At 72.8% G+C, this 12,549-nt stretch carries 13 protein-coding genes; 4 read left to right on the top strand and 9 right to left on the bottom strand.

Annotated features, from left to right (window positions below):
* Positions 1-4: 4 nt before the first annotated feature.
* The 8 genes from OHS58_RS00395 to OHS58_RS00360 form a co-directional block, all read right to left on the bottom strand.
* Positions 5-1,183, bottom strand: a complete 1,179-nt coding sequence (locus OHS58_RS00395) for an acyl-CoA dehydrogenase family protein (RefSeq protein ID WP_442788296.1) — start codon at positions 1,181-1,183, stop codon at positions 5-7.
* Positions 1,184-1,567: 384 nt separating this feature from the next.
* Positions 1,568-2,716: a nucleotide disphospho-sugar-binding domain-containing protein gene (locus OHS58_RS00390; protein ID WP_328646771.1), complete on the bottom strand. Its 1,149-nt coding sequence runs from the start codon at positions 2,714-2,716 to the stop codon at positions 1,568-1,570.
* 184 nt (positions 2,717-2,900) lie between these two features.
* Complete coding sequence (aroF, locus tag OHS58_RS00385) at positions 2,901-3,929, bottom strand: 3-deoxy-7-phosphoheptulonate synthase (RefSeq protein WP_247055480.1); 1,029 nt, start codon at positions 3,927-3,929, stop codon at positions 2,901-2,903.
* A gap of 144 nt (positions 3,930-4,073) precedes the next feature.
* The gene (locus OHS58_RS00380; RefSeq protein ID WP_326959223.1) at positions 4,074-4,625 is read right to left on the bottom strand and encodes a carboxymuconolactone decarboxylase family protein; all 552 of its coding nucleotides are present in this window, start codon (positions 4,623-4,625) and stop codon (positions 4,074-4,076) included.
* On the bottom strand, positions 4,597-5,049 hold the full coding sequence (locus OHS58_RS00375; protein ID WP_326943460.1) for a DUF6187 family protein: 453 nt from the start codon (positions 5,047-5,049) through the stop codon (positions 4,597-4,599). The genes OHS58_RS00380 and OHS58_RS00375 overlap by 29 nt, the downstream gene beginning before the upstream one ends.
* On the bottom strand, positions 5,039-6,349 hold the full coding sequence (locus OHS58_RS00370) for an NAD(P)-binding protein (protein WP_328646770.1): 1,311 nt from the start codon (positions 6,347-6,349) through the stop codon (positions 5,039-5,041). The genes OHS58_RS00375 and OHS58_RS00370 overlap by 11 nt, the downstream gene beginning before the upstream one ends.
* Positions 6,350-6,377: 28 nt before the next feature.
* On the bottom strand, positions 6,378-6,863 hold the full coding sequence (locus OHS58_RS00365; protein WP_326960128.1) for a DUF6423 family protein: 486 nt from the start codon (positions 6,861-6,863) through the stop codon (positions 6,378-6,380).
* A gap of 221 nt (positions 6,864-7,084) precedes the next feature.
* On the bottom strand, positions 7,085-7,417 hold the full coding sequence (locus OHS58_RS00360; protein WP_326943462.1) for a DUF6235 family protein: 333 nt from the start codon (positions 7,415-7,417) through the stop codon (positions 7,085-7,087).
* A 297-nt stretch (positions 7,418-7,714) separates the two neighbouring features.
* On the opposite strand from OHS58_RS00360, the gene OHS58_RS00355 reads away from it, so the two are divergent.
* From OHS58_RS00355 to OHS58_RS00340, 4 genes are read left to right on the top strand one after another with little or no spacing between them, the layout of a single operon-like run.
* Positions 7,715-8,158, top strand: a complete 444-nt coding sequence (locus tag OHS58_RS00355; RefSeq protein WP_326943463.1) for an SgcJ/EcaC family oxidoreductase — start codon at positions 7,715-7,717, stop codon at positions 8,156-8,158.
* Positions 8,155-9,534, top strand: a complete 1,380-nt coding sequence (locus OHS58_RS00350; RefSeq protein ID WP_326943464.1) for a cytochrome P450 — start codon at positions 8,155-8,157, stop codon at positions 9,532-9,534. The genes OHS58_RS00355 and OHS58_RS00350 overlap by 4 nt, the downstream gene beginning before the upstream one ends.
* A 28-nt stretch (positions 9,535-9,562) precedes the next feature.
* Entirely contained in the window at positions 9,563-10,765 is a 1,203-nt protein-coding gene (locus OHS58_RS00345) for a class I SAM-dependent methyltransferase (protein ID WP_326943465.1), read from the top strand.
* Positions 10,762-11,802 (top strand): carboxymuconolactone decarboxylase family protein, encoded by a 1,041-nt coding sequence (locus OHS58_RS00340; RefSeq protein WP_328646769.1) that lies wholly within the window; start codon positions 10,762-10,764, stop codon positions 11,800-11,802. Before OHS58_RS00345 ends, OHS58_RS00340 begins: the two co-directional genes overlap by 4 nt.
* A gap of 531 nt (positions 11,803-12,333) precedes the next feature.
* On the opposite strand, the gene OHS58_RS00335 is transcribed toward OHS58_RS00340, so the two are convergent.
* On the bottom strand, positions 12,334-12,519 hold the full coding sequence (locus OHS58_RS00335; RefSeq protein WP_247055501.1) for a DUF6222 family protein: 186 nt from the start codon (positions 12,517-12,519) through the stop codon (positions 12,334-12,336).
* Positions 12,520-12,549 lie beyond the last annotated feature (30 nt).

Below are 12,549 nucleotides of genomic sequence, written 5' to 3'. Positions count from 1 at the left end.
GGGACTAGACGTACAGCGTGTTGGGCTCCAGGCCGCACAGGACGCGGCCGTACAGCTCGAAGTTCGTGTTCGGGTGCATCAGCGCGTGCTGGTTGACCGCGAGGATGTCGCGGTTGATGCGCTGGATCGGGATTCCCTTGTAGATGGACGTCCCGCCGCTGGCGTTGGCGAGGATCCCGATGGCCTCCTTGGACAGCTGGATCACGCTGCCGACGTCGGCGCGGGTACGGGCCCGCTCCTCCAGCTTCCACTCGGTGCCCTCGTCGGACTTGCGGTCCACGAGCTCACCCGCGCGCCAGGCGTGGAACGCGGCCTGGTCGAGCTTGAGCGTCGCCTCGGCCACCTGGAAGTGGGTGATCGGGGCCTCGCGCTGGCTCTCGTAGTTCGTGTACGTGATCTTGCGGTCGGGCAGGCGGTCCAGGAAGACGTCCATGGCCCCCTTGGCCATGCCGACGATCGCGCCCGTCGAGGACGCCGCCGCGACCGGCATCAGCGGGGGGCGGTAGATCGGGGAGTCCGCGTTGCGCTGGGACGCGCCCTGGCCGGACAGCACCACCGGCAGCGGGAGCACCCGCTCCTGCGGGACGAACAAGTCCTTCGCGAAGGTGCTGACGCTGCCGGTGCCGCGCAGGCCCGCGGTGTCCCAGTCGTCCACGATCAGCAGGTCCGACATCGGCACGAGCGCCGTCACCGGGTACGGCTCGCCGTCCGACGGGATCAGGATCGCGATGATCTCCTGCCACTGCGCGTGGTGGGCACCGCTGATGAAGCCCCACTTGCCGTTCACGACGATGCCGCCGTCGACCGGCGTGGCCATCGCGGTCGGGCTCAGCGTGCCGCAGATGCGCGTGTCCGGGGTCGAGAACACCTCTTCCTGGACGTCGTCCGGGAACTGGCACGCCATCCAGGTCGGGATCCAGTACACCGACGCGACCCAGGCGGTCGAGCCGCAGCCGCGGCCGAGCTCGGTGGCGACCTCGGTGATCGTCCGGGTGTCCGCTTCGTACCCGCCGAAGTGCTTGGGGCGACGCAGCTTGAAGACCCCGGCGTCGGCCAGCGCCTCGATCGTTTCCTCGGGCAGCCGCCGGTTCTCCTCGGCCGACGCCGCGCGGCTGCGCAGCGACGGGAGCAGATCCGACACCTTGCGCACGATTTCCTCGCGCGTCGGGATCGTGGTGGCCAAGATATCCTCCAAAAGGGAGCGGACGAGAAGGAACACCAGTCGCGCGAAACCGGGCCGGCGTCCGGAAAACTTCCCCTTCCAGGCTGCCCCCGGGGACCCGGTTCGCGCATCTCCTCGTTTGCGCCGGGGCCGCCCGGACCTCCAAGATTCTTGCGGCCGAAGGGAATTCACCCTTCGGCTCCCCGATGTCCCGGCGTGAACGGGATTGTCATCCTGGTCGGCAGGCGGTCGCGGCTCGGCACCGACGCCGGAACAGCCGGGAATCCGTGGGGTGACGGCGAGTTCACGGCGTGCGGCGCGGAAGGCGAACCGCCCCATCCGGGAGGGCAGGGGGCGGTGACTCCGCTGGCAACTCTGGATTGCTCTTCTTCGCCGGAAGCCGCGTCATGCGGCGTTCAGCCGGCGCGTGGGACCCGCCAGGGCCGTCAGGTCGACCGCCACTGCAGCCAGGGACGGCTGAGTCGCGATCTCCGTGGCGATCGCCGCCGCGGCCTGCTGGAACGCCTGCCTTTCCAGCAGTTCGGCGCAGCGGTCGGCCACCACGGCCGGGTCCGCCTCGCCCGGCGGCAGGCTCAGGCCGGCGCCCGACAACACTACGGCCGCCGCGTTGTCCAGCTGGTCGTCGAACACCGGTAGTACCAGCTGGGGCGTGCCCACTCCGAGGGCCGTCAGGGATGTGCCCTGGCCGCCGTGGTGGACGGTGACGTCGCACGCCCTGAGCACGTTGGACAGCGGCAGCCGGCCGGCGTGGGTCACCACTGCGGGCAGCGGGGGCCAGGCGGCGACGACCTCGTCCTCGACCGCCACCACCACCTCGACGTCGAGGCGGGCCAGCGCGTGCAGCATCGGCATGACGACCTCCGCTCCCCCGCCCGGGCCGAACCGGGGCAGCACGGTGCCCAGGGTGAGGCAGATCCGTGGCCGCTTCCGCGGCTGCCACACCCAGTCGGGCACCCGGGCCTGGCCGTCGTACGGCACGTTGCGCATCCGGCGCTGGCGCACGGCGTGCGAGCGGCGCAGGCTCGGCGGCCACGGGTTCAGCACCGTCATCGGCGGCGGTGCGGCGGCCACGCCCAGGCGGGCCAGGTGCGGCTCGAGCTCGTCCTCCGCCGCGATGCGGTACTCGCGCAACAGCGGGATGCCCCACTGCAGCTCGACCGCGGGTACGCCGGCCGCCGCGGCGGCCACCGGGCCCGCCGCCTCCGCCCGCTCGCCGAGCACCAGGTCCGGCCGCCACGAGTCTACAATGGACAGAAGGCCCGGCAGGTTGCGCGCGGCGTTGCGGCCGAACACCCGGCCGTTGCCGTAGCGCCGCGCGGACAGCCGGTCGGTCGCGCCGCCGACCGCGAGCCCGGCGAAGTCCGCCGCGGGGCCGCACGAGGCGGCGGGGAGCCCGGCCCGCAGCACCTCGGGGACGAAGTCGTCGGCGACGGCCACCAGTACCTCGTGGCCGAGACCGCGAAACGTCCACGCCAGGGGGACGAGCGGGTAGAAGTGCCCGCACAGGGCCGCGGACGTGAGCAGTACTCGCATGCGTGTCTCCCCGTCGAGCCGCCGAGATGTGCCTGCCCGACACTAGGAACGGGTGGCACGCCGGCACATCTCCGCCGCTGCTGCGTGCTCGCAACGCCGGAGATGCCCTCCTCCGTGGCGAAGCGATGGGTCGCCGGTGCGCAATCCCTTGGGGGACCTGACATCCGGACGCGCCCGGGTCCGCTCAGCCGGCGCTGCGGGTCCGCCACGCCGGCGACTGCCGGCCCAGCACGGCGGCGAGGTCTTCCAGGGAGCTCTGCAGGATCCGCAGGTCTTCGGCGACGAGGGCCTGCGGGCCGTCGCAGAGCGCCTGCTCCGGGTGGGGGTGGCAGTCGACGAGCACGCCGTCCGCGCCGACCGCGACCGCCGCGCGCGACAGGGGCAGTACGAGGTCGCGCCGCCCGCCGGAGTGCGACGGGTCGACCATCACCGGCAGGTGCGAAAGCCGCTGGACCACCGGCACGGCGGAGATGTCGAGGGTGTTGCGGGTCGCGGTCTCGAACGTGCGGATCCCCCGCTCGCACAGCACGATGTCGAGGTTGCCGCGCTGGGCGATGTACTCGGCGGCCATCAGCCATTCCTCGATGCTCGCGCTCATGCCGCGCTTGAGCAGCACCGGCTTGCCGGCCTCGCCGACCGCCTGCAGCAGCCCGAAGTTCTGCATGTTCCGGGTGCCGATCTGCAGCATGTCCGCGTACCGGGCCACCATCGGGACGTCGTGCGCGGAGACCACCTCGGTGACCACCGGGAGACCGGTCTCGGCCCGCACGTCGGCCAGGATCTTCAGCCCCAGCTCGCCGAGGCCCTGGAAGGCGTAGGGCGACGTGCGCGGCTTGAACGCGCCGCCGCGCAGCAAGGTAGCGCCCGCGGCCTGCGCCATCCGCGCCGCCTCGAGCGTCTGCTCCGGGGTTTCCACCGCGCACGGCCCGGCGATCAGGGTCACCGTGTCCGGGCCGATCGGCACGCCGCGGACGTACACCGTGGACCGTTGCGGGTGGTGCTCCAGGCTCACCAGCTTGAACTTGGCGGAGATGCGGGTGACGCTGTGGACGCCCGGCATCGCGCCGATGTTGAGCGTTTCGAAGCGGTGGACGTCGCCGACGAGCCCGACGACCACCCGGCTCACGCCGCGGCTGACGAAGGCTTCGCCGCCCGCGGCCGCCACCCGGTCGACGATTTCCTCGACGTCATTTTCCGTGGCATCGGCAGCCATCACGACGACCATGATTCCGCACCTTCCGCCGGCCGCGACCACCGTGGCGGTGGCCCGAGGAACCGAGCATCCGGCAGGGCGGCCGCTAGCTGCGTCTCCACGGTTGCGCACCCGCCGTCGTGCTCGATTCCGGCGGCCCGCGGCTCAGCTCTCCGCGGCGAGCACCTTCCCCAAGCCCGCGTAGCCGACTTCGTGCAGCCGCCGGCCCGACACCTCGGCGTAGGCCGCGTCGGCGCGCAGCCCCACGCCCTCGACCATCCGGTTCATGAAGTTGAACAGCGCGCACACGAGGACCGCGTCGTGCAGCGCGCGCTCGTCCCAGCCGGCGGCGAACACGGCTTCGGCGTCGGCCTCGGTCACCCGGGACGGCGTGCGGGTCAGCTTGCCGGCGTAGGCGAGCACCGGCCGCATCTTCTCGTCGACGGGCGCGGACTCGAGGTCCTGCACCGCGGCGGCGAGCAGCCCTTCGGGGACGCCGAACGCCTCCGCGGTGACCGTGTGGATGCCGTGGCAGTAGTCGCAGCCGTTGAGGCCCGAGACGTACGCCGCGATCAGCTCCCGCTCCCCCGGGGTGAAGGGCGACTCGGCCCGCATCACCTGCTCGTGCAGGTCCAGCAGCGGCCCGGCGGGGCCGGGGTAGGCCCGGAACACGTCCAGCAGGGCGGTCTCAGCCGGCAGGGCCTTCAAGTGGGACATCGGGTTCTCCTCGTTCGTCGGCGAGCCGGTCGACCTCCCGGCGACGCAGCGTGCAGGCGGTCAGGTAGCTGATGGACGCCGGTCCGGCGCCGGGGACGGCGGCGGCGACGTGCGCGGCGGTCTCGGCCCAGGCGCGCCGCGGGGAAGCCGGGTTCGCCGCGACGGGCAGGCTCGCGAGGGACGCCCGGACCGCGCGCCAGCGGGCCCGTCCGGCCGCGATCAGGTCGGCGTAACGGGGACCGGCCACCTCGTGCCGGGCCTGGTCGACGGCCTGGGTGACCAGCGCCGTGTCGTCGTCGGCCAGCCGGGCGGACCCGACGCCGGCCAGCAGCCGCTCCGCGTCGAGGCCGAGCAGGATGACGCCCACCTCGGTGCCGTCCGGGTCGTCGATCGAGGCCAGCGCGAACCGGAGGTCATCGGGCACCGGCCACCGCCGGGACGAGACCGTGGCGCAGGCCGTGCGCGATCGACGCGGCCACCCGCGCGGTCGCCACCCGGTGGCCGTCGATGTTGCGCGCGGCCGGGCCGAACACCAGTCCGGCCGCCGCGCCCACCACCGACACGCGCGGGGCGCGGGTGTAGCGGAGCGTCCGCTCGTCCAGGTCCGGCCAGCCGTCGCGCTCGCCCACGACCGCCGACGGCAGCAGGCCGCTGCCGATCGACGGGGTCGTGCCCAGCGCCAGCACGGCGGTGTCCGCCTTGATCGTCCGGCCGCTCTCCAGCCGGCAGACCACGCCCGCGTCGACTTCCTTGACCGCTTCGCCGCGGTGCACGACCAGCCGTCCGTCGGCTTCGGCCTGCTGCAGCAGGGGCCGGAACTCGAACATGATGGACGCCCGCCGGAAGCGGCGCATCAGGTCCAGCCGCCCGGCCCGGTCGACGCCGTCGAAGCGCGCCCGGCCCTCCGGGCGGAAGAACGAGGAGTTGACGTCGGCGCACTGGTAGTGCTCACCGGCCTCGCGGACCACCCAGTGCACCTGCCGGCCCGCCTCGAGCGCGCCGGCGATCAGGTGCGCCGCAGTGAGCCCGGCGCCGACCACGACCTGGCTCTGCCCGCCCGGCGCCACCGGTTCGTCCCAATAGGACACTCCGGCGGGCGGGCGGCCGCCACCCCACCAGGCTTCGGGCGCCGGACGCCGTTCTTCGCCGAGGCAGAGCACGGCGTGCCGGGCGGTCACGGTGAACCGGTTCGCGCGCACGGTCACCGCGTCGTCGGTCGGCAGCACCTCGCGCACCGACCCCGGCCAGGTGTTCTCCACGACGTGGTGGCTGGTGGCCAGGTGGTCGCAGTAGGCCTCGAAGACGTCGACCGGCACGACCGAGCGGTGCCCCGCCTGGGCCATCCGGACCTCGCGCCGCTCGGTGGCGCTCAGGCGCGCCCAGTGCAGCCGCGCGAAGTCCAGCAGCTCGCAGTCGCGGTACCCCTCGACGCCGGGGTGGTGCTCGTACGGCGAGCGGAGGACCCGCTGGCCCAGCCGGTCGATCCGGTCGAAGAACCGGCCGCACGGGCGGCCGTCCCGGTCGATGATCACGACGTCGCGCACGCCGTGGTGCCACAACGCGGACGCGACCGCGAGCCCGGCCGGGCCCGCGCCGACGATGACGACTTCGGCGGAGTTCGCCGGCCCCTCGCGCCGGTCGCGGACGGCCGGGCGCGGCAGCCGCGGCCAGTCACGCCCGCGTGGCGACTCGAGCAGGTGCGGCTCCGGCACGAATTTGATCATGACGCACTCACAGCCGCGCCCGCCGGGCTCAACCGACGACGGTGATCGGCACGATCAGCTCGATCACCGGACGCTGCTGCATCCCGTCGCTGACCAGCTGGCTCAGCGTCGCTTCCGACTGCTCGGCGCTGTCGGAGGCGATCGGGCTGTACCGGGAGTAGAAGTACCCCGGCTTGCGGCCGTTCGTCTCCATCGAATACATCTTGAGCACCGCTTCGCCCGGGCGGACCTCGCCGTCGTAGAAGGTGAGGCGGCGCTGGTCCGGCGTCATGAAGCTCTTCGCGAACTGCGGGGACATCACCGCGGTCCCGGGGTCGTCGACGAACGTCGAGTCCTCGTCGAGCACGGCCTGCATGGCCACCCAGGTGCGGTCGGTCAGGTTCGTCTCGGCCTTGATCACCTGCCAGCGGCCCGGCTCCGGCAGGGTGACGCTGATCGAGACGTCGTGGTCGGTCGTGTCGATGGCGCCGGTGATCATCAGGACGCGGCGGCCGAGATCGGCCGTTCCGGTCATCTGGATGTCACGAGCCCGCACGCGTCCGTGGACATCCAGTCCGGGCAACTCGGGTGACGACATGGTCCGTCCTCCTTTTAACCAAGGATCCCCCAGAATGCGGACCGACCCGCAAACAAGAAAAGGCTTTCACACGCCGAGAGACGCTGTCAAGGTGAGGAATACATCCACAGCGCGTGACGCCCGGCCGCCGGGCGGCGGGCGGCGCTAGGCCGTTCGGCCTAGCCGCCGTCCGGGCTGCTGGGCTCCTCCACAGGCGGCCCGACCTCACCGCCGAGACCGGCGGCTTCGCTGTCCGGCAGGCCGACGTAGCGAATCGCGAACGAGGAGTCCGCGCGCCGCAGCAGGACCTTGAGGACCAGATCGGGTCGCACCGCGACCACGAAAATACCGCGGTCCCCGGGATCGCCGAAAATGTCGTAAATGAGGAATGCGGAACCGTCGCCGACGGCGAACAATGCTTCGTACATGACATTTCGCTGAGCCTGTGACGCCGATTCGGCCCACTTGTCGAGCAGTTCGGTTCCCTCGATGAGCTGGAGGCGCATCGCCATCCGCCGGCCTCCCAACCAAACGTCCGCGGGGTTACCCGAGACGGGTAGCGGGCCCCGGCCCGTGCCGGGCCGTGCTGACACCCCGGCCCAAACAGCTTCCAGTTTGCCCCGGGACACCCGCCGGGCTCATCTCCGAACTTGCGCTGCGGCGCCCGGGCGGGCCCGGCACCGCCGCACTGCGGGAGACGTGGGCGGGCGGTGCGCGGTGCGAACGTGGACGAGTGACCGGGAAGCCGCGCCGTCCGGCCGGTTTCCCGTGCCCGCCGCCGTCCCGCCGTTCGCCCGAAAGGAAGCGCCATGACGACCACCGAGGTGCCGGCCGCCGACCAGGCGGCCATCGGAGTCATCCCCCAGCGGCTCCTCGCGGCCTGGGCGCACCAGGACGCCGCGTCGATCGCCGACCTGTTCACCGAGGACGGCACGCTGATCCTGCCCGGCGTCTTCCGCCAGGGCCGTCAGGACATCAAGGAGTACTTCGCCGAGGCCTTCGAGGGCCCGTACGCCGGCACCCAGGTCGTCGGCAAGCCGATCGGCCTGCGCTTCCTCGGCCCCGACGTCGCGCTGCTGCTGTCGTCCGGCGGCGTGCTGGCGGCCGGTGAGACCGAGGTGTCCGCCGCGCAGGCGATCCGCTCGTCCTGGCTGGCCGTGCGGACCGAGGGCCAGTGGCGGCTCGCGGCCTACCAGAACAGCACCTCGAAGCAGGGCCTGCCCACGCCCGGCTCGACCGCCCCGACGGCATGACCGGCAGCCCTCGCCGCGTTCCCCCGGGACCGCCGCGCCGGGCCGCACCCGGGATCCTGCGCAAGCTCCGCTCGGACCGGATCGGCCTGATGAGCGAGGCCGTCCGCGAATACGGCGACGCGGTGCGGGTGTCGATCGGCCCGAAGACGCTCTACATCTTCAACCACCCCGACCACGCCAAGCACGTGCTCGCGGACAACGCGGCCAACTACCACAAGGGCATCGGCTACACCGAGGCCAAGCGGGCGCTGGGCGACGGGCTGCTGACGTCGGAAGGCGCGCTGTGGAAGGAACAGCGGCGCACCATCCAGCCGGTGTTCCAGCACAAGCGGATCGCCGCGCAGGCCGACGTGATCATCGACGAGGCCCTCAGCCTGGTCGAGCGCCTCACCGCCCACCGGGACTCCGGCGCGCCGGTGGACGTGCTGTCCGAGATCACCGCGCTGACCCTCGGCGTGCTCGGCAGCACCCTGCTGGACACCGACCTCAGCGCGTTCGACGCGGTCGAGCACTCCTTCGAGGCCGTGCAGGACCAGGCCATGTTCGAGATGGAGACCCTGGGCATGGTGCCGCGGTGGCTCCCGCTCAAGGGGCAGCGGGCGTTCCGCGCCGGCCGCGACCACCTCCAGCACGTCGTCGGGCTCCTCGTGGAGCAGCGGAAGGCCCGGCCGTCCGCGACCGGCGACGACGTGCTGACCCGGCTCATCGCCTCCACCGCCAAGGAATCCGACAAACGGGTCGCCGACCGCCGCATGCGCGACGAATTGGTGACGCTGCTGCTGGCCGGGCACGAGACGACGGCCAGCACCGTCGGCTGGACGCTGGACCTGGTGAGCAGGCACCCGGAGGTCCGGGAGCGGCTGCACGAGGAGGCGGTGGCGGTCTACGGCGACCGTCGCCCGGCCTACGAGGACCTGACCCGGCTGCGCTACACGCACATGGTGCTGCAGGAGGCCATGCGGCTGTTCCCGCCGGTGTGGATCCTGCCGCGCCGCGCGCTGGCCGACGACGAGGTCGGCGGGTACCACGTGCCCGCGGGCTCGGAAGTGCTGATCTGCCCGTACATCCTGCACCGGCACCCGCGGTACTGGCCGGAGCCGGACCGGTTCCTCCCGGAGCGGTTCGACCCGGACGTGACGTCGGATCGCCCGCGCTACGCGCACATCCCGTTCGGCGCCGGTCCCCGGTTCTGCGTCGGCAACCACCTGGGGATGATGGAGGCCACCTTCATCATCTCCACGCTGATGCGCGACCTGCGGTTCGACACCGTGCCCGGGTTCGCGGTCAAGCCGGAGCCGATGATGTCGCTGCGCCTCGGCGGCGGGCTGCCCCTGACCGTCCACTCGTTCCCGGACCTCGGCCGTGCCGCGGCCTGACCGCCGGACATCGCGAAAGTGAGTGAACATGACTGAGCAGGCGGAGAACGGCTACGGCCGGCCCGAAGACCACCCGAAGGCGGCGGAGTTCGCGAAGCTGCGAGCCGCCATCGCCGACGAGGGCGTCCGGGAGCACTTCCCGTTCCGCTTCCTGGCGGCCAACGAGACGTTCGCCCGCCTCGTCGACGCCACCGCCCACCGGATCCTCTCCGCGATCGGCGCCCTGCCGACCGCCTCCGGAACCTCGGTCCCGCAGGCCAAGCAGGAGCTCTCGATCCCGTGGCGCCGGACGATCCCGTTGCACTTCCTGTACGAAAAGCTGTCGGACTCGGGGATCTTCGCCCGGGAAGGCGGCCGGTACGTGCCCGGCACGGTGGCCGTCCCGTCGTTCGACGACGTCGCCGCCGAGCTCGCCGCGCGCGAGCCGGGTGCCGCCGTCGCCGTCGAGATCCTGCGGACGCTCGTCGACGAGGCGAAGACGTTCTTCGCCGGCGAAGCGACCGGTGACGAGATCCTCTTCGCGCCCGCGCAGCTTCCGTTGTGGCTGAAGTACTTCTCCAACGACAACCTGCTGTACTCGATCAACAACAAGGTCGGCGCGGAGGCGCTGAGCCGCCTCGTGCCGGCGGCGGGCGGCCCGTTCGAGATCCTCGAGATCGGCGGCGGCTGCGGCAGCGGCGCCGAGCAGGTGCTCCGCACGCTCGGTACCGACGTCACGCGCTACCGGTTCACCGAGGTCGCCGAGACGTTCGCCCGGCACGGCGAGAAGGCGGCCGCGGCCGCCGCGTCGCCGTCGACGACGGTCGAGTCGGCCCGCATCGACATGACGCTGCCCTGGGAGGCGCAGGGGGTCGAGCCCGGCACGTTCGACGCCGTGTACGCGGTCAACTGCTTCCACGTGGCGCCCGACCTCGACTTCGTCGTCGCCGAGGCGGCGAAGGCGCTGAAGCCGGGCGGCGCGGTCGTGGTGTCCGAATGCGTGCGGCCGACGAAGCTCGCCCGGCCCATCCACGCCGAGATCATCTTCGACTTCCTCGACAGCTTCACCGACGTCATCACCGACCCGGTGAAGCGGCCGACGCACGGCTTCCTCACCCCGGCCGCCTGGCGGGCCACGTTCGAGGCGGCCGGACTCGGCGACGTGACGGTCCTGCCCGACGTGGACGCCATCGCCGAGCAGTACCCGGACTTCGTGGTGGGCGCCGTGATCGCGCGCGCGAGCACCCGATGATCGCCGGTCTCGTCCGCTTCGCCGTGCGCAAGTCCCTGCGCGACACCCGGCACGTCGGCGTGGTGCCCCGGCGCCGGGCCCGCGGCCTGGTGGCCGCGGTCTACCGGCAGGTGGAGCAGGACTTCGGGATGCTCGCGCCGCCGACGGCGCTGCACTCCGCGGCGCCGGAGTCGATGGCCGCGGCCTGGCTGATCCTGCGGGAGACGCTGCTGGTACCCGGCCCGGCCGGGCGCGCGGCCAAGGAGGCGGTGGCCACCGGGGTGTCGGCGGCCAACAGCTGCCCGTACTGCGTGGACGTGCACGGCATGACGCTCGCCGCGATCCCGGACGGCCCCGGCGAGTCCGGCGGCTCCGAACGGGCGGCGCTCGAAGCGTGGGCCCGCGCGTCGGCGACCACGACGGCGCCCGCGCCGCCGTTCCCGCCCGCGCACGCGCCCGAGCTGATCGGCGTCGCCGTGGCGTTCCAGTACTACAACCGCATGGTGAACGTGTACCTCCGGGATTCGCCGTTCCCCGCGCACGTCCCCGAGTCCGCCAAGCCGCAGGCGCGGCGGGTGCTCGGCGGCGTGCTGCGGCCCACGGCGACGTCGGGACCGCGGCCGGGAGCGTCACTGGAGCTGCTCCCGGCCGCTCCGGCACCGGAGGACCTGGGCTGGGCGCGCGGGAACCCGGTGATCGCCGACGCGTTCGCCCGCGCCTACGCCGTGGCCGAAGCGGCGGGTGCCCGTTCGGTGCCCGCCGGCGTCCGCGCGCTGGTGCGGGAGCGGCTGGCCGCCTGGGACGGGCAGGCGCCGGGGCTCAGCCGGTCCTGGCTCGACGAGGCGGTCGCCGGGCTCGCCGAGGCCGACCGGCCGGCCGGTCGGCTGGCGCTGGCCACGGCGCTGGCGTCCTACCAGGTCGACGAGGGGCTCGTCGAGGCGTTCCGCGGCACCGCGCCCGGCGACGACACCCTGATCGAGCTGACCGCGTGGGCCGGGATGGCCGCGGCCCGCCGGGTCAGCAGCCTGCTCGCCGGGGCCGTCGCCGACCACGCGTGACCCTGCGGTAGACAGAAGGCCTCCCCACCCGAAAGGGCGGGGAGGCCTTCTTTGTTGCGTGGAAACCCTTGCGCCCGCGGCGTTTCCGCTTGGTCGCGATGGGAGCAGCGCGGACGAGAACGGCCGACACAGCGACCGGATCGGTCAACACACCAGCAGGCGGGTTCGCCGTCTGCGCCGCGTGCCGTGGTGGCCACGCCGGGCGGTGTGCCGGCCGTTCTCGTTGCCGTGCCGGCCGTTGCGGGCGGTGTGCCGGGATGTCGTACCACCGACTCGGCGAGGCCGGCACGATTCGTGCCGGCCTCGCCGGATGTCCTGTGGGCTGTCCGCGGGACCACACGCCGGAAACCCGAACGGCTACGGCGGAAGGATCCGCCGTAGCCGTTCGAGCTATCACCGGTGCGCCGTCGGTCACCGCGAGACCCGGCGCCCGTCAAGGGGACGAAGCCGGGGCCGGCGCGGACACCGTCGCTGAGGGGTCGGTGTCCCGCCGGGCCCGGCTTCGTGGCGCGAGGCCGTCCGGGGAACCGCTTACGCGGCCTCGCCCAGCCGCTCCTCGAGGTCACGTTCCATCTCGGCGACGACGTCCGACCAGACGATCCCCCGGCCGAGCCGCGGCATCGGCCGCACGGTCAGGTCGACCGGCGCTTCCACCGGCTCGACGTACCGCGAGGTGGCCGCGGCGGCGTCCGTGCGACCCGTGTTGTTGGCAGTCATGACTTTCCCTCTCCTTCGTGCGGCCCCGGT

The organism is Amycolatopsis sp. NBC_00348 (assembly GCF_036114655.1).
Classification (GTDB): Bacteria; Actinomycetota; Actinomycetes; order Mycobacteriales; family Pseudonocardiaceae; genus Amycolatopsis.
This window is presented reverse-complemented; position numbering and strand designations above follow the sequence as displayed.